Source organism: Rhizobacter sp. (assembly GCA_019635355.1).
Taxonomy (GTDB): domain Bacteria; phylum Pseudomonadota; class Gammaproteobacteria; order Burkholderiales; family Burkholderiaceae_C; genus Rhizobacter.
In genome coordinates, this window is the sequence record JAHBZQ010000002.1 from 14,606 (window position 1) to 40,750 (window position 26,145).

At 65.6% G+C, this 26,145-nt stretch carries 12 protein-coding genes, 20 tRNA genes and 3 pseudogenes; 10 read left to right on the forward strand and 25 right to left on the reverse strand.

Annotated elements, in window-relative coordinates:
- Positions 1-77: 77 nt before the first annotated feature.
- The 22 genes and pseudogenes from KF892_24745 to KF892_24850 form a co-directional block, all read right to left on the reverse strand.
- Positions 78-152, reverse strand: a tRNA-Val gene (locus tag KF892_24745).
- Positions 153-158: 6 nt separating this feature from the next.
- Positions 159-234: transfer RNA gene (locus KF892_24750), tRNA-Gln, on the reverse strand.
- 15 nt (positions 235-249) lie between these two features.
- A tRNA-Lys gene (locus KF892_24755) sits at positions 250-323 on the reverse strand.
- A 9-nt stretch (positions 324-332) separates the two neighbouring features.
- Positions 333-423, reverse strand: a tRNA-Ser gene (locus tag KF892_24760).
- A 47-nt stretch (positions 424-470) separates the two neighbouring features.
- Positions 471-551: pseudogene (locus KF892_24765) on the reverse strand (SEC-C domain-containing protein).
- A 173-nt stretch (positions 552-724) separates the two neighbouring features.
- Positions 725-799 (reverse strand) — tRNA-Ile (locus KF892_24770).
- A 6-nt stretch (positions 800-805) separates the two neighbouring features.
- Positions 806-891, reverse strand: a tRNA-Leu gene (locus tag KF892_24775).
- Between the two features lie 7 nt (positions 892-898).
- Positions 899-974: transfer RNA gene (locus KF892_24780), tRNA-Lys, on the reverse strand.
- A 22-nt stretch (positions 975-996) separates the two neighbouring features.
- Positions 997-1,067 (reverse strand) — tRNA-His (locus KF892_24785).
- 21 nt (positions 1,068-1,088) lie between these two features.
- Positions 1,089-1,164, reverse strand: a tRNA-Pro gene (locus tag KF892_24790).
- Between the two features lie 93 nt (positions 1,165-1,257).
- Positions 1,258-1,333, reverse strand: a tRNA-Asn gene (locus tag KF892_24795).
- 7 nt (positions 1,334-1,340) lie between these two features.
- Positions 1,341-1,417: transfer RNA gene (locus tag KF892_24800), tRNA-Arg, on the reverse strand.
- A gap of 1 nt (position 1,418) precedes the next feature.
- Positions 1,419-1,504: transfer RNA gene (locus tag KF892_24805), tRNA-Cys, on the reverse strand.
- A 6-nt stretch (positions 1,505-1,510) separates the two neighbouring features.
- Positions 1,511-1,586 (reverse strand) — tRNA-Trp (locus KF892_24810).
- Positions 1,587-1,591: 5 nt separating this feature from the next.
- Positions 1,592-1,677: transfer RNA gene (locus tag KF892_24815), tRNA-Tyr, on the reverse strand.
- A 5-nt stretch (positions 1,678-1,682) separates the two neighbouring features.
- Positions 1,683-1,761 (reverse strand) — tRNA-Arg (locus tag KF892_24820).
- Between the two features lie 10 nt (positions 1,762-1,771).
- Positions 1,772-1,847, reverse strand: a tRNA-Phe gene (locus tag KF892_24825).
- A gap of 9 nt (positions 1,848-1,856) precedes the next feature.
- A tRNA-Asp gene (locus tag KF892_24830) sits at positions 1,857-1,932 on the reverse strand.
- A 92-nt stretch (positions 1,933-2,024) separates the two neighbouring features.
- A tRNA-Glu gene (locus KF892_24835) sits at positions 2,025-2,101 on the reverse strand.
- Between the two features lie 8 nt (positions 2,102-2,109).
- A tRNA-Thr gene (locus tag KF892_24840) sits at positions 2,110-2,186 on the reverse strand.
- 146 nt (positions 2,187-2,332) lie between these two features.
- A tRNA-Gly gene (locus KF892_24845) sits at positions 2,333-2,408 on the reverse strand.
- A gap of 199 nt (positions 2,409-2,607) precedes the next feature.
- Positions 2,608-2,814: a hypothetical protein gene (locus KF892_24850; protein MBX3628241.1), complete on the reverse strand. Its 207-nt coding sequence runs from the start codon at positions 2,812-2,814 to the stop codon at positions 2,608-2,610.
- Between the two features lie 122 nt (positions 2,815-2,936).
- Here KF892_24850 and KF892_24855 point away from each other — a divergent pair, with 122 nt between their 5' ends.
- The 7 genes and pseudogenes from KF892_24855 (at position 2,937) to KF892_24885 (ending at position 15,599) form a co-directional block, all read left to right on the forward strand.
- The gene (locus tag KF892_24855) at positions 2,937-3,311 is read left to right on the forward strand and encodes a hypothetical protein (protein ID MBX3628242.1); all 375 of its coding nucleotides are present in this window, start codon (positions 2,937-2,939) and stop codon (positions 3,309-3,311) included.
- A 153-nt stretch (positions 3,312-3,464) separates the two neighbouring features.
- Positions 3,465-7,175: a DUF4132 domain-containing protein gene (locus KF892_24860; GenBank protein MBX3628243.1), complete on the forward strand. Its 3,711-nt coding sequence runs from the start codon at positions 3,465-3,467 to the stop codon at positions 7,173-7,175.
- Between the two features lies 1 nt (position 7,176).
- Complete coding sequence (locus KF892_24865) at positions 7,177-8,280, forward strand: AAA family ATPase (GenBank protein ID MBX3628244.1); 1,104 nt, start codon at positions 7,177-7,179, stop codon at positions 8,278-8,280.
- A gap of 13 nt (positions 8,281-8,293) precedes the next feature.
- Positions 8,294-10,735 (forward strand): hypothetical protein, encoded by a 2,442-nt coding sequence (locus tag KF892_24870; GenBank protein ID MBX3628245.1) that lies wholly within the window; start codon positions 8,294-8,296, stop codon positions 10,733-10,735.
- Positions 10,720-11,853 carry a VWA domain-containing protein gene (locus KF892_24875; protein ID MBX3628246.1) on the forward strand — a complete coding sequence of 378 codons (1,134 nt, stop codon included), beginning with the start codon at positions 10,720-10,722 and terminating at the stop codon, positions 11,851-11,853. The genes KF892_24870 and KF892_24875 overlap by 16 nt, the downstream gene beginning before the upstream one ends.
- Positions 11,850-13,970: a hypothetical protein gene (locus tag KF892_24880; GenBank protein MBX3628247.1), complete on the forward strand. Its 2,121-nt coding sequence runs from the start codon at positions 11,850-11,852 to the stop codon at positions 13,968-13,970. Before KF892_24875 ends, KF892_24880 begins: the two co-directional genes overlap by 4 nt.
- Before the next feature lie 351 nt (positions 13,971-14,321).
- A pseudogene (locus KF892_24885) lies at positions 14,322-15,599 on the forward strand (IS5 family transposase).
- Positions 15,600-15,721: 122 nt separating this feature from the next.
- On the opposite strand, the gene KF892_24890 reads toward KF892_24885, so the two are convergent.
- Together KF892_24890 and KF892_24895 are read right to left on the reverse strand one after the other, a co-directional pair.
- Entirely contained in the window at positions 15,722-16,087 is a 366-nt protein-coding gene (locus KF892_24890; GenBank protein MBX3628248.1) for a hypothetical protein, read from the reverse strand.
- Positions 16,084-20,298 carry an RHS repeat protein gene (locus KF892_24895; protein MBX3628249.1) on the reverse strand — a complete coding sequence of 1,405 codons (4,215 nt, stop codon included), beginning with the start codon at positions 20,296-20,298 and terminating at the stop codon, positions 16,084-16,086. The genes KF892_24890 and KF892_24895 overlap by 4 nt, the downstream gene beginning before the upstream one ends.
- 1,609 nt (positions 20,299-21,907) lie before the next feature.
- On the opposite strand from KF892_24895, the gene KF892_24900 reads away from it, so the two are divergent.
- Both KF892_24900 and KF892_24905 read left to right on the forward strand, forming a co-directional pair.
- A complete protein-coding gene (locus KF892_24900) occupies positions 21,908-22,162 on the forward strand; it encodes a hypothetical protein (GenBank protein ID MBX3628250.1) in 255 nt (84 codons plus the stop codon).
- A 58-nt stretch (positions 22,163-22,220) separates the two neighbouring features.
- Positions 22,221-23,498: pseudogene (locus tag KF892_24905) on the forward strand (IS5 family transposase).
- Between the two features lie 178 nt (positions 23,499-23,676).
- On the opposite strand, the gene KF892_24910 reads toward KF892_24905, so the two are convergent.
- Positions 23,677-24,957 carry a sel1 repeat family protein gene (locus tag KF892_24910; GenBank protein MBX3628251.1) on the reverse strand — a complete coding sequence of 427 codons (1,281 nt, stop codon included), beginning with the start codon at positions 24,955-24,957 and terminating at the stop codon, positions 23,677-23,679.
- 194 nt (positions 24,958-25,151) lie between these two features.
- Here KF892_24910 and KF892_24915 point away from each other — a divergent pair, with 194 nt between their 5' ends.
- Positions 25,152-26,105 (forward strand): IS1595 family transposase, encoded by a 954-nt coding sequence (locus KF892_24915; protein ID MBX3628252.1) that lies wholly within the window; start codon positions 25,152-25,154, stop codon positions 26,103-26,105.
- Positions 26,106-26,145 lie beyond the last annotated feature (40 nt).

A 26,145-nucleotide genomic window follows, 5' to 3' on the forward strand; every position in this document is an offset into this window, starting at 1 on the left:
GCGAGTTCCGCGCTCGGCGTCAAGGTGACTTGGCCGGACGCATACCTTCCAGCTGAGCTACGGACGTAGAGTTGGTTTGGTAGCCCCTGACGATTTCGAAACGTCGGCCTTCGCTTTGTAGGAGCGCTGCTCTGCCTCTGAGCTAAGGGGCTGGTGGATGGCAGGGGTGACAGGATTCGAACCTGTGTGCACCGGTTCAAAGCCGGCTGTCTGAGGCCACTCGACTACACCCCGTCAGATCCAGGACCATGGTGCGGGCGCAGGGAGTCGAACCCTGGCCTGCCGGTTAAAAGCCGGCTGCTCTGCCTCTGAGCTACACCCACGCGGCCTGGTGGCGGAGAGCGAGCGAATCGAACGCCCGCGGCGACGGCGTCGCCGGCCTTGGCTTAGCAAGCCAGCCCCTTCCCACTCGGGCAGCTCTCCTCGTTGGTCATCGGCATCGTTGGTTCAACGCCGATAGTGATCGCGGTTCACGCCGTCAAAAGCAGCCACTGCGCAGGCAGCAGCGCTTGAAACGACCTCGCTGAGCCGCAGGGGCACGGATCGTTGCGGCCGAGCTTCTCGACAAGCTCCTTCGCGCCGCCGACAACGCGGTCCCCGCGCTTGACTCCCGTCTCAGAGGGGAAGCCTCTGCGCCGCTTGCTCGTGACCGTGAAAGCTCACGTCGTCTTGGTCGATCGGCTTCATGGCACACCTCCTTCGGTGGTTGATGGTCTCGTGTGGCTGGTGGTCCGGGGTGGGCATGATCCACCGGCCTTCGCCTTATGAGGGCGCTGCTCTGCCGCTGAGCTACCGGACTGCTGGCTGGTCCCCTCGGTCCGAGTCGAACGGACATGCCCTGCGGGCTCCGGTTTCTGAGACCGGTGCGTCTGCCTATTCCGCCACGAGGGGGTGATGCTGGTGCGTCGCCAGGGGCTCGAACCCTGACATGCCGGCTTAAGAGGCCGGTACTCTGCCGCTCGAGTTCGCGACGCATGGAGTTCGCATGTGCTTGGGGGTGACCGGCCGGAGTCGAACCGGCACCAGCGGGTTCACGGCCCACGGCTCTGCCATTGAGCTACGGCCACACCCAAGCACACGCCTGATGCTGGTCTCGGTGGCAGGTCTCGAACCTGCGGCCTCGTGATCCCAAATCACGCGCGCTGCCATCTGCGCCACACCGAGATGAAGCTGGTACCCGCGGGTGGGAACGATCCACCGACCCCCGCCTTATCAAGACGGTGCTCTGCCACTGAGCTACGCGAGATCAAACTGAAATGGCTCCCCGACGTGGCTTCGAACCACGGACCTCCTGGTTAACAGCCAGGCGCTCTGCCATCTGCGCTATCGGGGAAGTGAACTGGTGCCTCGTGACCGATTCGAACGGCCGACCCGCCGGGTAGAAGCCGGCCGCTCTAGTCCGCTGAGCTAACGAGGCCTGGACTCGACGATCCGATTCGAACGGATGCGGGCTTGCGCCTGCGGCTTTGCAGGCCGCCGCCTTCAACCACTTGGCTACGTCGAGATGCACTGGCACCGGACCACGGAATCGAACCGCGAACCTTCGGCTTTGGAGGCCGCCGCTCTGCCAGCTGAGCTAGCCCGGTGTGGCTGGTGGGTGCGGATGGATTCGAACCACCGTGTCCCGTGGGAGACTGCTTTACAGGCAGCCGCAATCAACCTCTCTGCCACGCACCCGTTGTTGGCACCTCGTGCACGATTCGAACGTGCGACCTCCGGCTTCGTAGACCGGCGCTCTTGATCCAACTGAGCTAACGAGGTTCTGACTGCCTGGTGCCGAGAGAGGGAATCGAACCCCCGACGCGCGCGCCTTCAACGCGCCGCTCTACCTGCTGAGCTATCTCGGCAAACCGATCTGGCGCCCCGTGCGGGAGTCGAACCCGCGGCTTCCGGCTAGACAGGCCGGCACTCTGGCCACTGAGTTAACGAGGCAATGCATCCATCCGGTCACGGGTTCCGGCGCCGCCCAATCGTTGCGGCCGATTTCCACCCCGAAGCGTGAGCTCGACGAGGGTTCCTTGTGCTGGCGTCGCGTGCGGGATTCGAACCCGCGTATCCACCTTGAAAGAGTGGTGTCCTCGGCCGTCTAGACGAACGCGACTTGACTGGTGGTGCCCTCGGCGACGGTTCGAACGCGCGGCCTGCCGCTTACAAGGCGGCTGCTCTGCCTGCTGAGCTACGAGGGCGATGGAGATCCACTTCGGCTGTGCCCAAACGCGAGCATCCCGTCGGATGTGGTGTCTCGCTGCACGTGGCCTGGCCAAGGGTCGCGCACATCCCGTGCCGTCAACACCATGTCACGCGGCAACGGAGTGAAGGGACACACCCGAAGTGGAGCGGATGACGAGTCTCGAACTCGTGGCCTCGACCATGGCGTGGTCGCGCTCTGCCTGCTGAGCTACATCCGCAAAAGTTGCGAGGCAATCCATCGACCAGTACCGAGGTCGCCTCGCAGCAAGTTGTTAAAGAGCGTCCACCGTCGCCGGTGGTGCGATCCAACGATCGCGGGTCTGTGCCGATGCGCAGGCCGGTTGAAGTCAGAAATGAAAAAGGCCCGGATCCTTTCGGAATCCGGGCCTCTGCGTACAGAGCGTGGAGGGTGCGCGTCTACGCGCTGCCCTCTCCCGGATGCATTCGGTCCTCGTTCTGATCAAGCTGCCAGCCGCCAATGGATGGCGCGAATCGGCAGCTCATCGGATAGACCTGATGCAAGGCGACGTCGCATGCGCCCAGCGACCCCATCGCCGCGGCGCGCACGAACGCGACCAGACCCTTGATGGGTCGGTTGGTTCTTGTGACGGGCCTGGTTTTCACGATGGATCTCTTTGAAGAAAGTTGTGCTCGATGAGCAGAGGAGGCGGACTGTAAATAGTCTTTACCCTGTCGTCAACCCCCTGCGACAATGTTGTCTGAACTCGTTGCATTGCGCACAACAAGTGGCCAACACGACCATCACCAGAAGACAGAACGCACTGGCGCTCTTCCAGGCCTACGCCGAGAGGGCGCTCGCATCAGGGGCCTCTCCGAAGGGGCTGGAGCAGACCTTCGCTGCAACCTTGCAGATCTCGCCCAGCATGTGGAGCCAGATCAAGTCGTCCCGGCCGATCGGCGACAAGTTGGCCCGGCAGATCGAACAGCACCACGGCAAGCCGGCTGGCTGGCTCGATGAAGTTCGCGAGAGCGACTCAGTCGCGCCAGCCGAGCAAGCATTTCTGGACCTTGCCCTGAAAGCTTGGCGTGCGACCAACAGCGCGGGCCGCAAGGCGCTCCGTGAACATCTGAAGCTGGTGGCAGCTCGCATCAGCGAGTAGGCGCGTTGAACACGCGGGCGCTCGGGCACGGCGGAGGTAGGTCCGGAGGAGCCACACAGGCGAGTGCCATTGGTGAGCGGACGTCGCCGATATAGTCAAAGTCTCTCGCTCGTGAACAGAGATACCTGGGGAGGAGGAGCGATGCTGAAATGGATGGCCAAGCTGCTCGGCGACAGCGCATTCGAGCTGCCGCCCGGCGTACCGGAGGTCTGGGCCCAACGACTGGAGAAACTGCTCGAGCCGCTGGACCAGGTCGATGGGGGCAAGGGCCGCAAGGGACTGGCGCGTGACATCCTCGGCTTCGTGCTTCAGGGCGAGCCGATGGCCGTCCTCAACGAGGTGGGGCAGCGGCCTGAGGTCGGCGAGCGCTTCCGGCTCACCGGCTACCACTACGGCCACGGCAGCCGCGATCTACCTGATGTCTTCGAACACTTCGGTGAGCTTCCGCCCGCCATCGCCCTGCGTTGGGCTCGGGTGCTGGAGGCGAGCGTGAAGGGTCAAGCATCGTCGTGTCGGATGCAGTTGCCGCGCGGCATTCACTGGCCCGAGGTCCTGCTGATGGCCAGCGCCGAGACCAGTGTCACGGGATGGTCCAGCCAGCGCCCCAAGGCCCATGGGCTCACCTACGGGCAGATCGAGGCGATGCTGCAGGAGGATGGGCTGGAGCCCGCCTCGCTGCTTGCCGCCTGCTTTGCCACACCGGTCGATTCGGGCTATGGCGTCGAGCAGCGCCTGCTGATGCTGACCGATCTGCCGGACTATCCGCAGGCACTGGAGCGCCACCTCGAGGTCGTGCGGCCGCTGCTTCTGGCCGCTGCCGTGGGGCAGCGCGTCCATGTGCTGGCCATGCTGGCGCGAGCCACCGCTTCCACGCTCGAGCAGATCGCGCCGCAGCTGTGCGAACTGGCTGTTGCCAGCAGCAAGCAGGTGCGCATCCCGGCGGAGGGCGCCCTGCGCCGCTGCGGCGCCTCCGCGTCGGCCCCGCTGCGCGAACTGGCCGTGCACGGCAAGCCCGAGCAGCGACTGCATGCGCTGCGTCTGCTGCACCAGCTTGGCACGGAACGGGTTGATGGCGCCGATGTGACCTTCGCTCGCGAAACCGCAGCGGCGGACAAGGCGCCGTCGGTGCAGGCGCTGATCGCAGAGTGGGATGCCGGCCGGCAAGCGGCCGAGCAGGAAGATGAAGCGTATGAGGTGGTGCTGCCGAGCATCGACTGGTCGGCTGCCAATTGTCGTGTGCCACCAGAGGCGCTGGCACGTCTGTGGAAGGGCATCGACGAGTCGATCACCCGCTCGAACGCGAGCATGCGTGAGCACCATGCACGCATGCAGGCCCAGGGGCACAAGTTCCCGCTGCGCCAGGATGAGTCGTTCACAGTCGCCGACGCACTCGCTCTGCGGGCTTACCTTGACTCGGGGCAGCCCCGGCCGCCGGGGCGTACCCCGCAACGCGGGCGCGGCTGGAACCATGTGGCCCAGCCCACGCTGAAGTTGGCCGAGACCGATGGCGTGAGCCCGGTCGCGATGCTCAAGGTACTGCTGTTCTTCGACATCGCAAACTCGCACGACGGCATGCTGATGCATCCCGCCATTCAGGCCTTCAACGCGATGCACCGGCGCCTCGGCAAGCCGAGCCTGATTGAGCTGTCGTGCATGCTCGACCAGGCCGGGCAGTCGGGCCAGGCGCTGCTGCGCAACTACTGTCACGCTTGGGGCTCACCGTTCGCCGGCGACTGGCCGAACGAAGACGTGTGGCCCTTCTTCGCGCACCACCTCGAGGCGGTGCTGCAGGCTCTGCTTCACGACACCATCAAGGACTACTCGTTCGGCCGTGCCGGGCTGTTCCGCGCCATCGCCACGCTGCCCAAGCCGCCGGCAGCGGCCATCAATGCGCTGTTCACGCTGGCGCTGGGCCCGGGCAAGACCGACCGCGGGCCGGCCCAGGAGGCCTTGCAGAACCACCCAGGCAAGGAGGAGCGCATCGTCGCGGCCCTGGCCGACGGCAAGGCCGAGACGCGCGCCGTCGCGGCGACCTGGCTGGCCCGGCTTCGCCATGCGCCGGCCGTGCCGGCGCTGGAGAAGGCGGTTGCCAAGGAGAAGCACGACGTCGCCAAGGGCGCGATGCTCGATGCGTTGCAGGCGCTGGGCCAGCCGGTCGAGAAGTACCTGGACCGCAAGGCGCTGGCGGCCGAGGCGGCCAAGTCGCTCGCCAAGGGCGTGCCCAAGGACCTGGACTTCTTTCCGTGGAGCGCGCTGCCCGACGTCCGATGGGCCGACAGCGGCGCGGCCGTGCCGTCCGACGTGCTGCGCTGGATGATCGTCCAGGCGGTCAAGCAGAAGACGCCCGAGCCAAACGCGGTGCTACGCAAGTACTGCGAGATGTTCGATGCGCGTGACCGTGAGGCGTTCGGCCAGTTCGTGCTGGAGACCTGGCTGCGCGAGGACGTGCGGCCGATCCCGCCGGACGAGGCGATGCGCCGCGCGCAAAGCCTTGCGCAGGGAACCTTCTCGTCCATGGCGAACTACCCGCAGTACTACCAGGACAGCCCGAACCTCGGCAAGTCCGTGGAGGAGCTGACCACCGCCTACCTGCCCGGCCAGCTGCGCCAGCCGGCCGGCTCGGCCATCGGCGCCAAGGGCCTGCTCGCCGTGGCGGCCGCCTGCGCACGCGAGCGCGCGGCCGGGCCGACGCAGCGCTACCTCAAGGACTGGTACGGCTCGCGCGCCTCGCAGGGCAAGGCGCTGATCGCCATGCTGGCCTGGATCGACCACCCGAGCGCCACGCAGCTGATGCTGGCCATCGGCAGCCGCTTCCGAACCAAGAGCTTCCAGGAAGAGGCCACGCGCCAAGCCGAGGCGCTGGCCGAACGCAAGGGCTGGACGCTTGCCGAGCTGGCCGACCGCACCGTGCCGTCGGCCGGTTTCGACGAGACCGGCACGCTCGAGCTGAGCTTCGGGCCGCGCAGCTTCACCGCGCGCCTGCTGCCGGACTTCAAGGTCGAGTTGTTCAATCCGGACGGCAAGAAGATCGCGGCATTGCCGGAGCCGCGGCAGGACGACGACGCCGAGCAGGCCAAGGAAGCCAAGAAGGCCTTCGGCGCAGCGAAGAAGGAACTCAAGAGCATCGTTGACCTGCAGACCGACCGCCTCTACGAGGCGCTGTGCACCGAGCGCGAGTGGCCGGCCGCCGACTGGGCTGCCTACCTGCAGCAGCACCCCGTGCTGCGCCACCTCGTGCAGCGCCTGGTCTGGGTGGAGATCGTCGACGGCAAGGTGGCACGGACTTTCCGGCCACTCGACGACGGCACGCTCACCGACCACGAAGACAACGCGGTCGAGCTGGCCGAGGGGACGCGCGTGCGCCTGGCGCACGACTCGCTGCTCGGCGCCGATGCCGTGTCGGCCTGGCAGCAGCACCTGGTGGATTACGAGGTCAAGCCGCTTTTCCAGCAACTCGGCAAGGGCCACTACGCGCTACCGGAAGCGAAGGCCGGCAACGACGCGCTCAAGGATTTCGAGGGCCACCTGATCGAGGCGTTTGCGTTGCGGGGCCGAGCGCTGAAGCTGGGCTACACGCGTGGGCCGGCGGAAGACGGCGGCTGGTTCCACGTCTACGAGAAGCGCTTCCCGACGCTCGGGCTGCAGGCGGTGCTCGAGTTCACCGGCAATCCGCTGCCCGAGGAGAACCGCACTGTGGCCCTGCTGAACCTGTCGTTTGCCAGCAGTGCCGACAACTCGCGCGGCAAGCTGACGTTATCCAAAGTGCCGAAAGTGCTGCTGTCGGAGTGTTACAACGATCTGCGCCTGATAGCCGCCGAGGGCACAGGCTACGACGCTGACTGGCAGAAGAAGAGCGAGTACTGAAATGCCACAAACCGAATCCGCCGCCGTGCTGCGCGCGCCTGCCGAGCAGGTGCACTCAGAGGAACTGGCCCGCCTGCGCGAGAAGGACGCCGGCCCGCGACCGCAGGGCTGGCGGCTGTCGCCACGCGCCGTGCGCAGCTTCATCCTGGGCGAAGACAAGCTCGGCGTGCGGCGCAAGTTCTACGGCGACGACGCGCTGATCGACCGCTGCATCGTCACGCTGATGAGCGACCGCGGGCTGCTGCTGGTGGGCGAGCCCGGCACGGCGAAGTCCATGCTCTCCGAGCTGCTGGCCGCGGCGATCAGCGGCAACTCGATCTGCATCATCCAGGGCACCGCCGGCACCACCGAAGACCAGATCAAATACTCGTGGAACTACGCGCTGCTGCTGGCCGAAGGGCCCACGCCGCGCGCTCTGGTCGGTGGGCCGATTCACGAGGCCATGCGTCAAGGCATCCTGTGCCGCTTCGAGGAGGTGACGCGGGTGCAGCCCGAGATCCAGGACAGCCTGATCAGCCTGCTGTCGGAGAAGGTTCTGCACGTGCCCGAGCTCGACGGCGAGGACGCCACCGTTTTCGCGCAGCGCGGCTTCAACGTGCTGGCCACCGCCAACATCCGCGACCGCGGCGTGCACGAGATGTCCAGCGCGCTCAAGCGCCGCTTCAACTTCGAGACCGTGCGGCCGATCGCCGACCGCAAGCTCGAGACCCAGCTCGTGCGTGAGCAGACCGAGGCGCTGCTGGCGCGCGCCCAGGTCGACGTCGACTTCGACGCCGACGTGGTGGAGCTGCTCGTTACCGCGTTCAACGACCTGCGCCAGGGCGTGACCGGCGAAGGCGTGGTCATCGAGAAGCCCACGGCGGTGATGTCGTCCGCCGAGGCCGTGTCGGTGGGCTATGCAGCCTGCCTGGATGCGCACTACTTCGGCAACGGCGCGGTCGGCGGCGACCACGTGGCGCGCCAGCTGATCGGCACCGTGCTCAAGGACAACCCGGAAGACGGCAAGAAGCTGCGCCACTACTTCGACGTGGTGGTCAAGCAGCGTGCCCAGCGCCACGCCCAATGGAAGCGCGTGCTTGATGCGCGCCGCGAACTCGATCGCTGAGGCATCCAGCACGATGCTGCCCACCTCGGAAGCGGTGCGCGCGCTGGGCGTCCGGCTGATCGGGCCCGAGCTGGTGCTGTTTCCGGTGCGGCACCACAGCCCCGCCTGTGCCTGGCAGCTGCGCCGCTGGCTGGCCACGGTGCGGCCCAGCGCCGTGCTCGTCGAAGGGCCGCGCTGTTTCGACCCGCTCATCCCGATGTTCGTGCATCCCGAGGCGCGCATGCCGCTGGCGGTCTACACCTACGCGGTGTTCAAGCCGCAGGGCGAGCAGCCGGCACGGCGGCGCGCCGCCTACTACCCGTTCTGCGATCACTCGCCTGAACTCGTGGCGCTGCGCGCCGCGCAGGAGCAAGGCATAACTGCCCGCTTCATCGACCTCGACCACGCCGAGCAGTGCCAGATCGAGCCCGACGAGGACGATGGCGAAGCGCAGTCGCTGCTCGACGAGCGCCACTTCCGCCGCAGCCGCTACCTGGGCGCGCTGGCGTCCCGGCTGGGCTGCCGCGACCACGAGGAGCTGTGGGAGCACCTGTTCGAGGCGCCGGCGACGGCACGCACGCTGCAAGAGCATGTGCTGGACATGGCCGCCTATTGCCACCTGGCCCGCGTGGAGTGCAGCGACGAGGAACTGCGCGCCGACGGCACGCTGGCGCGCGAGGATGAGATGGCCTGGCACATCCGCCAGGCACTGGCTCGCCGCGAGCCCGGCGACGGCCCGGTGCTCGCCGTGGTTGGCGGTTTCCATGCCGTCGCACTGCCTGGCCTGCTGGAGGGCACGGGCGCCCAACGCCCCGCGATCTCGCGAAGCACGGTCAGCGACGAAGCGGCCGCGCTCATCCGCTACGGCCAGGACCGGCTCGACCGCCTCAACGGCTACTCGGCTGGCATGACCTCTCCGGCCTGGCAGCAGCAGCTGTGGGAGCGCATGCTGCGCCACGACAAGGCCGGCCTGCAGGCGGGTGCGCGGGTGCGGCAGGAGCTGGCGCTGACCATTCTGTTCGACATCGCCATGGAGCTGCGCACTCGCCATGGCCTGCCTCTACCGATGCCAGCCCTGGGTGCTGCCTACGAGCAAGCCCTCCGGCTCGCTGCCTTGCGCCAGCGCTCCGCCCCCGTGCGCGACGACGTGCTCGACGCAGTGACCAGCTGCTTCGTCAAGGGCGACGCCGATGCCGACGGTGCGCTGGTGCTCGCGGTGGCGCGGCGCATGCTCAGCGGGCAGGCAATGGGCAAGGTGCCGCCTGGAGCGAGCACACCGCCCCTGGTACGCGACTTCGAGTACCGCGCACGCCGCCAGCGGCTGAAGATCGATGACTCGGAGCCGCGCCGCGCCGTGCTCGACATCTACCGTCGACCCGAGCACCGCATCACCAGCCGCCTGTTCCACGGCCTCGGGCTGCTTGGTGTGCCGTTGGCGCACCGCAGCGCCGGCCCCGATTTCGTCAACGGCCTCGGGCTCGAGCGGCTGCAGGAGCATTGGGACTACACCCACTCGGCTGCCACCGAGGCGGCCCTGGTCGAGGCCTCGGTGTACGGCACCACCGTACCCCTGGCGGTGGCGGCACGCTTCGGCGAGCGGCTTGAGCGCTTTGAGTCCGGCGCCGAGCCGCGCCATGCCAAAGGCGCGGCGGCGCTGCTGGCGCAAGCCTGCGTGCTCGGGCTGCACGACCATGTGCCCAAGGTGTGCGGCACGCTGGCCGCCGTCGTGGCCGCCGATGCGCAGTTCGAGACCGTGGCCGCCGCGGCCGGGTCGCTCGGCCTGCTGTGGGAGTCGCGCGAACCGCTGGAGGCGCGCGGCATCGACCAACTGCCGCTGTTGCTCAAGGCCGCCTATGAACGGGCCATCTATCTCGGGCGTGGGCTGCGCGGGGCACCCGGCGACGGGCGCGAGGTGGTGGCGGGCCTGTCACGCCTGCGCGAACTGCTGGCCAGCGAGTCCGGGAGCCACCTCGATGGAGCGCTCTTCTGGGCGCTCATCGACGAGCTGTCCACCAGCAACGAATCGGCGTTCGTGCGCGGTGCGGCGGCCGGCCTGGCCTACGGCGCCGGCCGCCTGTCCGAATCAGCGCTCGGCACGGCGGTCGACGGCCACCTCAACGGACTGATCGCGCCGCGCGATGCCGTGTCCTTCCTGCGCGGGCTGCTGCAGACCGCGCGCGAGGCTGCCTGGCAGCAGCCTGCCCTGCTGTCGGTGCTCGATCGCCTGCTCGGCAGCTGGAATGACGCCGACTTCGTGGCCAACCTGCCCGAACTGCGCCTGGCCTTTGCCGAGATGACGCCGAAGGAGACGGATCGCATCGCCCAGGCCGTGGCCGACCTGCACGGTGAAGCCAGCCTCGGCCGGCTGGTGCGGTACGACGTGTCGGCCGAGCAGGTACAAGCGAACCTCGCCACGACGCAGCAGCTGCTGGACGTGCTGTGCGCCGACGGGCTCGGCGCATGGGTGGGCGCGTGAAGGACCTGGCCCGCTGGCGCCTGGTGCTCGGCAAATACGCCGAGCAGGGTTTGCCGGGCCAGGCGGGCGGCCTGCACGGCGCCAACGGCCGCATGGACCGGGCGCTCGAATACCTCTACGGCCGCGCGTACAAGGGTCGCGGCCTGCGTGACGGTACCGCCCCCGGCTCGCTCGATCCGTCCCAACTCACGCTTGTGACGTGGTTGGGCGAGGTGCGAGAGTTGTTCCCGCAGGAGACTGTCGAGGTCATCGAGAAACATGCACTCGACCGCTACGGGCTCACGGAGCTGGTGACCGACCCTCAGACGCTCGAGCGCCTCGAACCCAACCAGCAACTGCTGCGTACGCTGCTCTCGCTGCGCGGACACCTGAAGGGCGACGTGCTGCATCTCGCACGACGCATCATGCGCCAGGTGGTCGAGGAGATCCGCCGCCAGCTCGAGCCCGAGGTGCGGCAGGCCCTGTCGGGTCGGCTCAACCGCTTCCGCCATTCGCCGATGGCGATCGCGCAGAACTTCGACGCCAAAGGGACCATCCGCAAGAACCTGAAGCACTTCGACCGCGAGCGCGGGCAGCTCGTCATCGAGCAGTTGCGCTTCTTCGAGCGCAATACGCGCCGCCTGCCGTGGGACATCATCCTGTGCGTGGACCAGAGCGGCAGCATGGCCGACTCGGTGATCCACAGCGCGGTCATGGCGGGCATCCTCGCTGCGCTGCCCGCCTTCCGGGTGCGCATCGTCGTGTTCGACACCAGCGTCGTCGATCTCTCCGACCACGCCGACGATCCGGTGGAGACGCTGATGCGTGTGCAACTCGGCGGCGGCACCGACATCGCGCAGGCAGTGCGCTACTGCACCCAACTGGTCGAGAACCCGCATCGCACCGTGCTAGTGCTGGTGACCGACTTCTGCGAGGGCGCACCGCCCAGCGAGCTGGAGCGTGCGGTGAAGAAGCTGGCCGAGTCACGCGTGAAGCTGCTCGGTCTGGCCTCGCTCGACAGCCAGGCGCACCCTGTCTACGACCGCCAGATGGCCGATCGGCTGGCCGCCTGCGGCATGGAGATCGCCGCCCTCACGCCGCAAAAGCTGGCGCACTGGCTGGTGAAGGTGATCTCGTGAGCAGCGTGCTCGACCAGCTCGGCGCACTGCTCGCGCGCTTCGACGACGACTCCTACGTGGCGCTGGCCAATCGGGGCCTGGTGCGCCGCGCCCGCAAGGACCTGGAGCAGCAGAGGGTAGACATCGTCGAGCAGGGCGCGGCGCAGGTGGTGGTGAGCTTCGGAGCGCAGCGCATCCGCTTCGACCACCGCGGCCCGGCGCATGCGCAATGCGATTGCCCGGCGAGCGGCATTTGCCAGCACATCCTCGCCGCAGCGATGGGCCTGCAGCAGACGCTGCAAGCCTCGGCGACTCAGGCAGGCCAAGCCGACGAGCCCGCAGTCGATCCGCTCGCGCCGCTGCAGGCCGCGCTGCTGGTCATCTCCGCGGCCGAGCTTGCTCGCCATGCCGGCAAGGCCGGTTATCGCTGGGCCTGGCAATACGTGCAGGACCTCGAGCCTGAGCATGCGCTGGTGATCTCTGGCAGCCAGCATCTGGTGCTCGCCTTGCAGCGCCCGCGGCTCACGTTGCGCTACCTGGGCGGCGGACTCGATGCCCTGATCGCCGATGCCGAGCTGCCACAGATCGAGAAGTACCGCGTGGCCGCCGTGCTTGCCTTCCAGCGCGCTCACGGACGCGAACTCACGCCGCCCGAGCCCACGTCGCGGCAGCGCACCCAGGCGCTGGACCTGGGCATGGATCACGCTCTGGCGGACTCACGGGATGCAAGTCTCGACGAGTCGCGCGCTAGGCTACGTGCGTCGCTGCGAAAGATCCTGGCCGAGTCCGTGGAACTCGGCCTCGCTCACCTTTCGCAAGGGATTCAAGAGCGGTATTCGACGCTGGCGGTCTGGGCACAAGGCGCGGAGTACCACCGCCTGGCCCTGCTGACGCGCCGCATTGCCGACCACGTGGAACTGCTGCTCGAACGCGCCGGGGGCGCCGACGAGTTGCGATTGCTCGACGAGATCAGCATCGCGCTGGCGCTGGTGTGCGCCTTGGACGTCGCGGCAACCCAGGGCGCCGCGCCGCGGCCACTGGTGGGTCGCGCCCGATCACGCTACGAGGCCTCTGCCTCTCTCGAACTGTTCGGGCTGGGTGCACAGGCCTGGCGCTCGCCCGCCGGATACGTGGGGCTGACGATGATCTTCTGGTCCCCGGCAGAGCAGGCGTTCATGTCCTGCACCGATGCGCGCCCGCAAGCGCAGCGTGGATTCAACCCTATCGCCCGCTACAAGGCGGCCGGCCCTTGGGCCGGGCTGGGTGCGCCGGCGCAGACCACGGGCTATCGCGTCGTTCTGCAGGGGGCTCAAGTCAACGACGCAGGGCGTCTTTCGGCCGCGGACAGCGCCAGCGCTACCGTGTTGCCGTTGGACACCGCAACGCTCGTTCATCAGTTGAAGCCTTGGGACTCCTGGGTCGATATGCTCACTGCTCGTGGCGAGCAACGTGCCAGCCTGCTGGCCGAACCCGATCCCATGAAGGACTGGGTGACGCTGCGGCCGGCGCAGTTCGGCAAGGCCCGATTCGACGATGCCCGGCAAACCCTGATCTGGCCGCTGCTGGACGGAGAGGGGCACATGCTGGCCGCCGAGATGCCCTTTGACGAGTACAGCAGGCATGCCATCGGGCGTGTCGAACGCCTCGGCCCATCAGAACTGGCGCCGGGAACGCTAGTGATCGCGCGGCTGCGCGCGTCCGCCCAGGGTGGCGTGGTGGCGGAGCCGTTGAGCCTGGTGCGCGCGAGCGCCAGGGATAGTTGCGTTGACGCGCTCCACTTCGACGATGCGCCGCCACAGGGCATGGCTTCTGCACTCCTGGAGCGCGTGAAGCGCTTGGTTCCTTTGCAAGATGTGCCGATGCAGGAGGCTGCGCACGTTTCAACCGCACCAAGTGCCTTGCGAGAGCTGCGGCATGAACTGCAGCGACAGGCGGAGCGAGGCACGGGGTCAGAGAACGCCGAAATGGCGCTCGCCGAATTGATGCATCACGCAGATCGCTTGGCCGACGCGGGGCTTACGGCCTTCCGGGCCGCACTGGACCGCGGCGGTAGCACAGGAGAGCGGCTGCTGCGCGCGAACTACTTATGCTTGCAGTGCGAGCGACTGATGCGGGGAGAGGCTTCCGGCTCGGTATGAGCCCGTCGATTGTGGACGGACGATTCGCCTCTCTGTGTGCGGAATGACGTTCTTGCCAATTGACTGCGGGCCAGCCCAATCGAGGATCACCGCAACCACGTTTAGGTCGCCTGGGAGCCGCCTTCCGCGACCGACTCCTACTGGCCGGTTGCGTGAATCCTCTGATCGGTCGGCGACCGACTGCGGTGGCTATGTAGCAGCCATTGACGGGCAGCCAAGGCTCATTAGTCGGCCCTGAACAACCCCAGAGCCCTTGCCGTTGCTTGCTTTCCGGGCGATTGCCGATGGTGTGAGTTGCAGGATTGAGGCCCAATTGCTCTCGGTTCCGTGCAAACTGCACCGAGGTTGCCGATGGGTCCGAAGCCCCGACAAGACGCCGCCGAGCAGGACTTGTTCCGGATGGAACTGGTCAACCTGATCGATCAACGGCATGAACTGGTCAAGCTCGCCGCACTGATCGACTGGCCGGCCTTCGAGCAGGCCTGGGGCCCCAAGTTCGAATCCACCACCGGCCGGCCTGCGCTGCCCACGCGGCTGATGGCCTCGCTGCTGTACCTGAAGCACACGTTCGCGTTGTCGGATGAGGACGTGGTCGAGCGCTGGATCGAGAACCCGTATTGGCAGCACTTCAGCGGGCAGCGCTACTTCCAGCATGAACTGCCCTGCGACCCGTCGAGCCTGGTGCGCTGGAGGCAGCGCATTGGCGAAGAAGGCTGCGAGTGGCTGCTGGAGCACAGCATCAAGGCGGCGATGTCGGCCGGCGTGATGAAGCGGCAGAGCCTGAGCACCGTCATCGTGGACACCACGGTGCAGCCCAAGGCCATTGCGCACCCCACCGACAGCCGGCTGCTGAACCGGGCCAGAGAGCAGCTGGTGGCTGCGGCGCAGGACGCTGGCATCGAGCTGCGCCAGAGCTACGCGCGGGTGGGCAAGACCGCCGAAGCCCAGGCCGGCCGCTATGCTCACGCCCAGCAGTGGCGCCGCATGCGCCGCGAGGTGAAGAAGCTGCGCACCTGGCTGGGCCGCGTGATCCGCGACGTGCAGCGCAAGACGGGCGAGATCACCGGCGTACTGAAGACCCGCATGGAGACCGCGCAGCGGCTGCACGCCCAGCAGCGGGACTCCAAGAACAAGCTGTACGCGCTACATGCCCCTGAGGTCGAGTGCATCGCCAAGGGCAAGGCCAGGACGCCGTACGAGTTCGGTGTGAAGACCTCCGTGGCCGTGACGGCCAAAGAAGGCGTGGTGGTGGGCATGCGCTCGATGCCCGGCTCACCGTACGACGGCTACACGCTGCACAGTCAGCTGGAGCAGGTGGAGATCCTCACGGGGGTGAAGCCCGCCATGGCGCTGGCCGACCGCGGCTACCGGGGTGTGCAGCCGCCTGACGGAACCAGGCTGCTGCTGAGCCACACGCGGGGGCTGCCCAAGGCGCTGAAGAAGCTGCTCAAGCGCCGTCAGGCCATCGAGCCCACCATCGGCCACATGAAGACCGACGGGTTGCTGGCGCGCAACTGGCTCAAAGGCAGCGACGGCGACGCCTTCCACGCGGTGCTGTGCGGTGCCGGACACAACCTGCGGCTGATCCTGGCGCACCTGCGGGTGCTTGTCTTGGCATTGATCGTTCTGACGCGCTACGCGATGAACGCGCTCCTGGCGGTCTGGCCGGATGCGATCGCTGCTCGCACGCGCCTACTGCGCCCAGCCGCCGTTCTGGCCTCGGCTTGAACGGGTTGTTCAGGGCAGACTCCTTAAGCGCCGGCGTACCAACGCAGTAAGGCGTACCAGCCGACAAGCACCGCAGCGGCCAGCACTGCCAGCATGAATCGCTGGCGATTCAATCCGAACCAGATCAACCACCCCACAACGCCGTACAGCAAGGCATTAACGGCAATTGCAGCCGCGGGAATAGCAAAACTTCGCTCCTCGGGATCGGCGATCAAAAACAACCAACTCGGCCATATCGCCACAAGTATCCGATCGAAGTGACCAGTCGACATGATCGAGTGGATGAGTGCCGGATTTCCTCGTAGGAAGGTCCAGTAAACGGCCAGCCAAACGAGAGGAATTGCGCCGCCGATGGTCGCAGCCAAGGCAACGAAACGATACTGGCTCATGGCCTACCTGGTAAGCCTTCGAAGTACGGTCGCGGGCCAGGCGAGCCGGGTGTCGATACGCCCGCCTGCTGCAATACTGAGCGTACGAAGTTCGTACAGTTGTTGCCAGCCAGACGGTACGTTCCAGGGTTCGCCGTCGTTCGTGCAATGAAGTCGGTCATCTTCTTGTCTTGCTCGGCCGTCGTGCTGATGGTCTTGCACTGCTCAGCCTGCTTGGAATCGGACTTCACTGCGCCGGGCGTACCCGTGATCGCAGCCAATCCCGGTGACTCGCTGCGCGGGTAATAGCCAACCGTTGAAGAACTGTTAACGCCGATGCCGACATGTCCGGCTGTCACAGCACCTGGATACAAACACACTGTGGCATCCAGACCCTCCGGATCGACGAACGAGACCGGGTTCCCTTCCGCATATGCGTAAGTATTAATTCCTCCCGCCAGCCCGATAGGATCGGACTGGGTATACCGCCCCGTCTCCCCATCGTAGACCCGGTGCCAGTTGTACCAAAGCCCCGTCGCTTGGTCGCGGTACTGTCCCGGCAATCCGATGTTGAAGCCGCCAACGGTGTCTGTCGGGGTCGCCTGCCGGTCGAAGGCATCGTTGCGGGCTCGCCAAGACACCACACCACTGCCGTTGGTCAGCACCTCCGGCCGCCCGAGGTGGTCGTTGTGGCTGGCGTGGAACATCCCGCCCCGCACGATGCCCAGCAGTTCTTCGCCCAGCCAAACGTAGGCGGTGTTCTGCACCACCCCCCCGCTGCGCTGCTCGTAGAGCAGCCGGCCGTCAGGCGCATACACAAACCGGGTGTCGTGGTTCACGCCTCCAATCACGTCGCGCTTCCACACCCGGAGATGGTGCGGGTCATGCCGCGACTGATGGGCCATCACGCCGCCCTGGTTCATCTGTACCATGCGGCCAAAAGCGTCGTAGGCGTAGGTCCTGGTGCCTCGATAGCCGGTCTCGGAGGTCTGATCCCCATTGGCGTTGTAGCCCAGGGTCAGTGCTCGCGCGCCGCTCACGGTGTGCAATCGCTGTGTGCCCGGATGGTAGGTGTAGCCGGCAACGTCGCTGCCTCGCGTGCGGCTCGTCCGGTTGCCAACGCCGTCGTAGGGGATGGTCAGAGAGGCGGACGGGTCCGCGCTGCGACTGGCGGAGCTGAGCCTCTCGGCGTTGTCGTAGCCGTAGACCGTGCTCTGGGTCGCCAGGATGCCGTCCGTCACCCCGGTCATCAGATTGCTGCTGTCGTAGCCGTAACCCAGGCTGTGCACACCCGGACTCCAGTTGGCTGCCACACGTCCGTCGGTGTCCAGGCTCCAAAGCCGCGGTCGGCCGTTGCCGAAGCGCCATGAATACGGCACAACGCCCACAGGCTGGTACTGCATCGAGTCGGCCACCGTGACCCAGGAGCCTCCGCTGGCGCGCCGCACGGCCGAAATCCGGCCGGCGCCGCCGTACTGCACATCCAGCGCCGTACCGTCAGGGTAGCTCATGCCCGTGACGCGGCCGGCGAGGTCGTAGCTCCAACTCGTGTTGTGCGTCACCCCGTAGGTGACGACGCTCATCGAGGCCAGTTGCCCGTCGGCGGCATAGCCGTAGCTCGTGCTGCCCGCTTCGTAGCTGGTGGAGGTCAAGCGGCCGATGCCGTTCGTGCCCAGGTCGTAGGTCCATGTCTCCGAGAGGGCTCCGCCGCTGCGCGAAGTCGTCCGCCCGAGCAGGTCGTAGCCGAGGCTCAGCACGGTGCCATCGGCCCGGGTTATCTGCGTCAGCCGCCCGCCGACGTCGTAGACGTAGGCCGTGGTGCCACGGTTTGGGCTGACCTCTTGTGTGACCTCGCCGAAGGCGTTGCGGGTGTAGGTGGTGACCAGCCCGTTCGAGTCGGTCACCGTCCGCAGGAAACCTCTGTTGTCGTAGCCGTAGGTGGTCGTAGCGGCTTGGCCAGTATCGGCGGCAACAGTGGTTGTTTTCAGCCGGTTCAGTTGGTCATAGGTTTGAGTCGTCTTGCGACCGAGGGCGTCGACTGTCTGCAGCAGGTTGCCGTTGTTGTCGTAGCTGTGGCTCCACTGCTGACCATCGTTGCCCAATGACTTCCAGGGCCTGCCAAGACTGTCCGAGTGTTCTTTGCTGGAGATGCCGCCGCTGGGGCTGCTGGTGAGCACGCCGCCGCTCCAGTCGGGCAGGTGCCTGGTGTGGCTGGTCACCCGCTCCTCTGGCGTTGCGGGCAGAGACCGCGCCAAGCTGAAGTTGACCTCTTCCCCCAGAGAGTTGGCCACCTTGGTCAGTCGGCCTGAGGCGGCGTAGGTGAAGTAGCGGGCCTGGCCGTCAGCAGGCACCATGCTCAGTAGTTGGTTGCGGCCGTTCCACGTCCAAGTGGTGGTCCGAGCACCGCCGGGCAGTTGTACGGCCGTTGTCAGCACGTTGCCACGCAGGTCGTAGGTGTAGTCGATGACCAAGCCGTTGGCATCGGTCATCCGACCCGGGAGACCGAGCCCGTTGTAGTTGCTGAAGCTGAGTTGATGGCCCAAGGCATTCACGACCGACGAGAGGTTCCCGAGCGTGTCGTAGTTCCGGGTGGTCACGCTTGTCTGCCCACCCGGAAGCAGTCGAGTAGACGTCAGTGTGGCCATCGACTTGTTCGGGTGGAACGTGTAGGCGTACGTCACCTGCCGCGAGCCGCCTCCGATGAGATCCGTCCAGGTTTCGCTGGCGACGCGGCCGCTCGCATACCCTGCCGTGTGGTAGGTGAACGACTGCTTTGCGTACGCAACGCCCGCGGTGTTCTTCAGCGTGCGTTCCAGAAGGTTTTCGGGGCTGGCCCACACGTAGGTTTCAGCAAGAGCAACCGCAGTCCCTGAAGCCCTGGTCTTGGACTGCAGGACGCCCTTCGCATCAAACTGGTAGTCAGTGACGATGCCGTTCCAGTCCACCGTGTAGTCGATGTACCCATTGCTGTCGTAGGCCGTCTGAGCAGCGGCAGCCGCACAGTTTTGTCCAGCGGCGCGTGAAATCGAAGTCAACTTCTTGTTGGTTGCGTTCTGGACGCTGGTGGCCGTCGTGTAGGTGGTGGACAGGCCCTTCTCAGTGCTCACTGTCGTCGAGTTGACACCGTAGGTGAAGGTGTCGCGCTCCTCTCCGCCCGCTAGGCCGCTCTCTTGGACGCGCTTGTCCGGGTAATACGCGTACGTGCTGTAGCGCACGCCGTTGTAACTGATGCCGGTGAGCAGCGTGGAATCGGTGGCTTCGTAGTGGTAGGTGCGAATCGAGGGGCTGGCACCTGGCGAAGTCACTGTGGCTAGCATGCCACTACCGTTGTAGCCGTAAGTCCAAGTGTTGCCGGCTGGATCAGTCACGGCGCTGACGCGGTTTCCACTCCAGGTGATGTTGATGGTCTGACCCACACCGTTGGTCAGCTTGTGGATCTTTTCAGCACCGGCAGGACCATCCCATTGAAAGGCCACGATCAGCTCACCCGTGAAGCGCTGAATCCGGCTCGCCGGGCCGCCGTAGGGGTTGAAGCTGAACACCTTCTGGTCCTTGTACAGCGCCCACTCGCCGTAGTCGTAGTACAGCTCTCCAAGCTTCTCGTTGCCGCCAGCGACACGATAGACATAGCTGTAAGGGGCACCTGACTGGTCATAAAGCCAATAGGTGTATTGCTCGCCCCCCGGAAAGGTCACCGTTGCGCTGAGGGGGTAGGTGAAGCCCTCTTCGTTGGTGAACAGCGTGGAAGAGCGGACCAACCTCGGCGCATCCACCGACGAGGCCCACTTAGGCCCGAAGAGGAGTCCGCCCACATTGCCACGGCTGCGGTATGTGCGGTCTAGACGAAGGCCGTGCAGCCCGCCAGCGGAAAAGTCCAATTCACTCTGGTACTTTTCTCCTGTTGCAATAACGACCGGCTTTTCGGTTGTCTCTTCGCAATCGGATTTGTCGGTGTTCTGGTTCGAGTCCCCCGTTGCGTTCTGCACGCCACCGCTCCAGCCAGAAATCACTCCATGGGCGAGCATAGTGGGGCTGAGTCCACCCAGATACAAACCTATCGGGTCCAGGACGCCGTCAAACACAACGCCATTGCTGAGCGGCGTAGACCGGACCGTTACGGACTGCTTAGATGCAGAACTCCCGACCTCGCTCAGATTTTGATCTAGCGGATCCGGGGGACGGCCAGCCTCCGCGAGACCAATTACAAAAGGCAGCGTCATCGCGAGCAGCATGTTTCGCTGAGACGCGGCTCCAATTGCTGCTCTAGGAAGCGACAAAAGAGTTCGTTTTGCCGCCATTGACTGAACAAGACTGTTTGTCACTTGCATATCTCTGTTACAAATTCCGAGTTAGTGCAGTGCCGATCAATACGTCTCGAGCGAGCCTCGCTGTCCTCTGACGCATCCGCTAGCGAGCACCGTCATTGCGACGAGATCAAAAGCAATCTGCGCGACGAAAGGCTTGGGACGTTCTCGTCCCCTGGGTACACGGCCCCACTTGTGCTTGCAGGCAAGTCAAGGGGGAAATGCTGCGACCCTTTGCGTCACAGCGCCGAGCCAAAGCTCTGCCGAGCGGTCATCCAGAGATCTGCCGCCGGCTCTTGGTCCGAGCCGCGGGGCTGAGCGCCATAGCAGATGCCTTGCCAGTGGCGCCGGCGCAGGATCCGCCCAACACACGGATGTCGAGAGGAGCCGTATGGGCAGTGCGACTACCGGAGGATCCCCCACCAACGATCGCCACCTTGTCCCCACGGCGAATCTGGCAGGCGGCGCTACCCGGGTTTGGCGAGAAGACCTGAACGCCCGCTGGCTCGACGATGCGCCGCACGGCCTCCGCGGCACTTGGACTCTGGCCGCCAGAACCCGATGCCTGAGCGAGCGCAGAAGAAACGGGAATCACCCCGAGCACCGCAACCAGCCATGAACATGGCCAGCCGCGTACGCGCACCGCGCGCGGCAACAACTCATTCATATCAGCTCCCTGACAATTCTGATCAACCAAACCTGAAGGCTGGAGTCATCTTCCGTGACTTGAGCCAAGGTCGCAGCCGCTCCCGCCTGCCTCCGCTACAGGAGCGACTGTTCGTTCCTGAGCGGTAGCGATGGGACTGCTCAATAATCGACAATGTCCGAGACATAGGACATCGTCAATATAGGGTTAGCTCCGATTCCCGTCCGGCACAAGCCCGCCACCAAGACTCACAGAGGCCGCTGCGCCGCTCCGTATTGCCCAGTCGATCTCGCCCAGGAACCGCCGCCGAGTTCTCACTCACGGGGACCCCTCCGGCTTGAGCGACCGGGTTCACTCACGTGGCAGCGGTTGGCGCGGTAGCACTCAGCCGCGGCAACTGCCATTGGCACGGCGATGACGGCAAAGGCCCACACCTAAGGCTCGATCCCGTTCTGCTCGCCTTTGGTGGACCAGATGCAGTGGTTCACCTATCAAGCCATGGCCTGTGACCCCTTACGGCAGACCGCCGTCCTCGCAGCCCTCCTCAAAACTGAGATCTCCGGGGCGCACTGGGCCGGCCAATCCAGTGCAGCGCTCAGCCTGATGGCTCTCCAGTAAGGCCTTCAACGACGCAGATCGCACCGGGCCGGCTGGGCGCACTTAACCCCGTCTCTTGCCACCAATGAGTACCTGACCAAGCCGCGCCCTCGACGGTCGACGCTGCAGCGGGCTCGCGGGGTCCAAGGCGAATGGTCGGGTGAGCAGCCTCAGAGCGTCAACCTCTTTGGTCGAGCCAACGACACCCTTGTGGCCGAAGATGCACGGTTGTTGCACGGCCACCACCGAGTGTGAGACCCTGAGCTGCCGAAGCGCCCAAGGAAAGGCATGGCAATGAACTATCTGATCCCGAGCGCCGCCGCGGTCCTGTTTGCACTTTTCGCAGCTTCCGCAAATGCGCGTACACCATATCAAGCGTGTCTCAAGGACCACCGCTCGATGAAGGTGGACGCGGAAGTCGGTATGACTATGCCGATCGCGAAATTCATTGTCTCCGGCAAGCTCGACGTGCGCTCCCTGGTAGTCGGCCCTGAACAACCCCAGAGCCCTTGCCGTTGCTTGCTTTCCGGGCGATTGCCGATGGTGTGAGTTGCAGGATTGAGGCCCAATTGCTCTCGGTTCCGTGCAAACTGCACCGAGGTTGCCGATGGGTCCGAAGCCCCGACAAGACGCCGCCGAGCAGGACTTGTTCCGGATGGAACTGGTCAACCTGATCGATCAACGGCATGAACTGGTCAAGCTCGCCGCACTGATCGACTGGCCGGCCTTCGAGCAGGCCTGGGGCCCCAAGTTCGAATCCACCACCGGCCGGCCTGCGCTGCCCACGCGGCTGATGGCCTCGCTGCTGTACCTGAAGCACACGTTCGCGTTGTCGGATGAGGACGTGGTCGAGCGCTGGATCGAGAACCCGTATTGGCAGCACTTCAGCGGGCAGCGCTACTTCCAGCATGAACTGCCCTGCGACCCGTCGAGCCTGGTGCGCTGGAGGCAGCGCATTGGCGAGGAAGGCTGCGAGTGGCTGCTGGAGCACAGCATCAAGGCGGCGATGTCGGCCGGTGTGATGAAGCGGCAGAGCCTGAGCACCGTCATCGTGGACACCACGGTGCAGCCCAAGGCCATTGCGCACCCCACCGACAGCCGGCTGCTGAACCGGGCCAGAGAGCAGCTGGTGGCTGCGGCGCAGGACGCTGGCATCGAGCTGCGCCAGAGCTACGCGCGGGTGGGCAAGACCGCCGAAGCCCAGGCCGGCCGCTATGCTCACGCCCAGCAGTGGCGCCGCATGCGCCGCGAGGTGAAGAAGCTGCGCACCTGGCTGGGCCGCGTGATCCGCGACGTGCAGCGCAAGACGGGCGAGATCACCGGCGTACTGAAGACCCGCATGGAGACCGCGCAGCGGCTGCACGCCCAGCAGCGGGACTCCAAGAACAAGCTGTACGCGCTACATGCCCCTGAGGTCGAGTGCATCGCCAAGGGCAAGGCCAGGACGCCGTACGAGTTCGGTGTGAAGACCTCCGTGGCCGTGACGGCCAAAGAAGGCGTGGTGGTGGGCATGCGCTCGATGCCCGGCTCACCGTACGACGGCTACACGCTGCACAGTCAGCTGGAGCAGGTGGAGATCCTCACGGGGGTGAAGCCCGCCATGGCGCTGGCCGACCGCGGCTACCGGGGTGTGCAGCCGCCTGACGGAACCAGGCTGCTGCTGAGCCACACGCGGGGGCTGCCCAAGGCGCTGAAGAAGCTGCTCAAGCGCCGTCAGGCCATCGAGCCCACCATCGGCCACATGAAGACCGACGGGTTGCTGGCGCGCAACTGGCTCAAAGGCAGCGACGGCGACGCCTTCCACGCGGTGCTGTGCGGTGCCGGACACAACCTGCGGCTGATCCTGGCGCACCTGCGGGTGCTTGTCTTGGCATTGATCGTTCTGACGCGCTACGCGATGAACGCGCTCCTGGCGGTCTGGCCGGATGCGATCGCTGCTCGCACGCGCCTACTGCGCCCAGCCGCCGTTCTGGCCTCGGCTTGAACGGGTTGTTCAGGGCAGACTACCAAGTCCAGTAGCGCTAACGGTTTGGTCGCGTGGCGTCGTGACCGAACGCGCACAGCTAGAAGTCACAGTACTGGCTGAAATTGCGCGCTCCTTGGAAAGACGTCCCGATCACCTGGCCGATGAAGTCTGATTGTGGAGTCCGGGTGTTCGCTCCAATGACCGCCAGCCCTCGACCGTTCCGACAGTTCACGATTACCTTGACTTCTCTCGGGCATCGGTTGGTCAAAGTGATAGGCCCGGGCACGTCATAGGTTTCAAACCGGTGGCCGGAGACGAACGCCCCTTGACGGGTGTACTCCACGTTCTCAACTTTCACGCTCATGGTCGTACCCTCTTCCCGGCGCACGTCCAGGCATGCCAGGTCCTCTGGCGTATTGGCCCTGCCCATCAGGGATCCGGAGAGCGCGCGTCGCTCTGCGGCACGCCCCTCGGCTTGTGCCTTCGCATGGCCCAGCCCAGCCGCCCGCTTACGCCACTGCTCAGCCAAGGCATGGTCCCTCAGCCAAGCAGGCCCAGTGCTATAGAGGCCGAAGAGGTTGTACATGGCTGTCGTGTTCTGCCGGCTTGCTGCGAGGGTGTACCAAGCGATCGCTTGTCGGTAGTCCCGCACCGTTGGGTGGCTCGCCGTTGACAGCTGAAAGCCGGCCCACACCATTGCCTCCACGTTGCCCTTGCTCGCTTCGGCTTCGAGCGCTTCGCGGATCCTCGGCAATGCGTCGTCATCGGAACGTCGGGAGTAGTGCGCCTCTTCTAAGGCATCGGCATAGCTCATAGGCCTAGTGGCTTGCCTTTGGGTCCCGCCGACGGAACCGGCAGGCAATTGGTCGGCGAACGCCAACAAGTGATCAAAGCCACTCACCTCCTGGAACACGCCAGCTCTCCCCCCTTTACCATTGCCGGCGGCATCGAGCCAATTGAAGTCGTAATGGGTGAAGTCTCCCTTCAGAAAGATCATGGCGCCCGAGTTGCCTTGACACTGGCTTGGTTCGTTGGTCAACCGAAGCCAGATGTGTGAGGTGGTTGAGGCGTGGTGGCTGTGAACGACGCCACGGCAGGTCCAGGTTCGCCCTCGCGCCAGGAGATCCCCCTCCAGCGAAGTGGTGCCATCCGCTCGTCTCAGCAGTCTCAAGTTCATCCAGGTCTCTCCGTCCGGATCCGCCAGTCGAATCAACCCGTCAGAAGGTGACCCGGGCGAGCGTGACGAGGCAGCCGCCGACTCGGTGGTCGGTGTGGCGGCGGCCCGGCTGGCCGGCCCCGACTGCGCCGTTGCCGAGGCGCAGCAGGTGACAATGATCACGAGCCAGAAATGGCGGGCGAGATCTTGGGTAAGCGACATGGGGGTGACTCCCTAGAGTGAGCGTTGCGAGCGTCTTGGACTAGAAGCCGGCAGTGACGGGTTGCAGTCGGATGCGGGGGATAGAGGTCGAGCGCCTGGCACACATGGGTTCTCCTGATTAGCAACGACCATCAGTAGCTCGCCCCATGAGCCAGTGGCCGTCGACGATGTGCCTTCCCGCAACGGAGGCCATCATGCCAATCAACAGCATCCAGTTCCAGCCCGGTCTGTCGATGTTTGCTTTCATCGAACGCTACGGCACCGAGGAGAAGTGCGAGGCCGCGATCGCAGCAGCGCGCTGGCCCGACGGCTACATCTGTCCGCGCTGCCAGGGTACCGCAGCCCTGTCCTTCCGCCGCGGGCGGCAGTCGTTCCGGGAGTGTCGCGGCTGCCGCTACCAATGCAGCCTGATCGTCGGCACCATGTTCGAAGGCACCAAGGTCGCCCTGACGCGCTGGTTCCTGGCGATGCAGTTGCTCAGTCAAGCCAAGAACAATGTCGCCGCCTTGGAACTGCGGCGCCAGCTGGGCGTGTCGTATCCCACAGCCTGGCTCATGAAGCACAAGATCATGGAAGCGATGCGGCAGGCCGAGGAGGACCGGCAGCTCTCCGGACGCGTTGAGATCGACGACGCCTACCTCGGTGGAGAGCGCAGCGGCGGCAAGACCGGTCGCGGATCGGAGAACAAGGTCCCTTTTGTGCTGGCGGTGCAGACGATCGGCTTGAACGCCAAGCCTGATGTCGTCTGCATCGCCCAACTGCCGTTTCGTCGCGAAGCCATCGCCGAGTTCTGCGCCCAGCACTTGGTGCGTCCGCTGACTGTCGTGTCCGACGGGCTGGACTGCTTCGCCGTGGCCTCCGGCGCCGGCGTGCACGAGCGCATCGTCACCGGCGGCGGCAAGGCCGCGGCCCGGCATCCAGAGTTTCAGGCGGTCAACATCATGCTGAGCAACCTGAAGACCGCGCTGACCGGGACGTACCACGCCTTCAAGTTCAGCAAGTACGCCCAGCGCTACCTGGCTGAGTTCCAGTACCGGTTCAACCGACGCCGCGACATGGCCGCCATGCTTGGCGAGATGGTCGTCGGGATGCTTCATGCCAAACCGGCTCACATGGCTCTCATCAGGCGGCCTGAGGCTTGTTGCTAATCAGGTGGGTTCTTGCGTTGCAGTCATCAGGTGAAGGGAC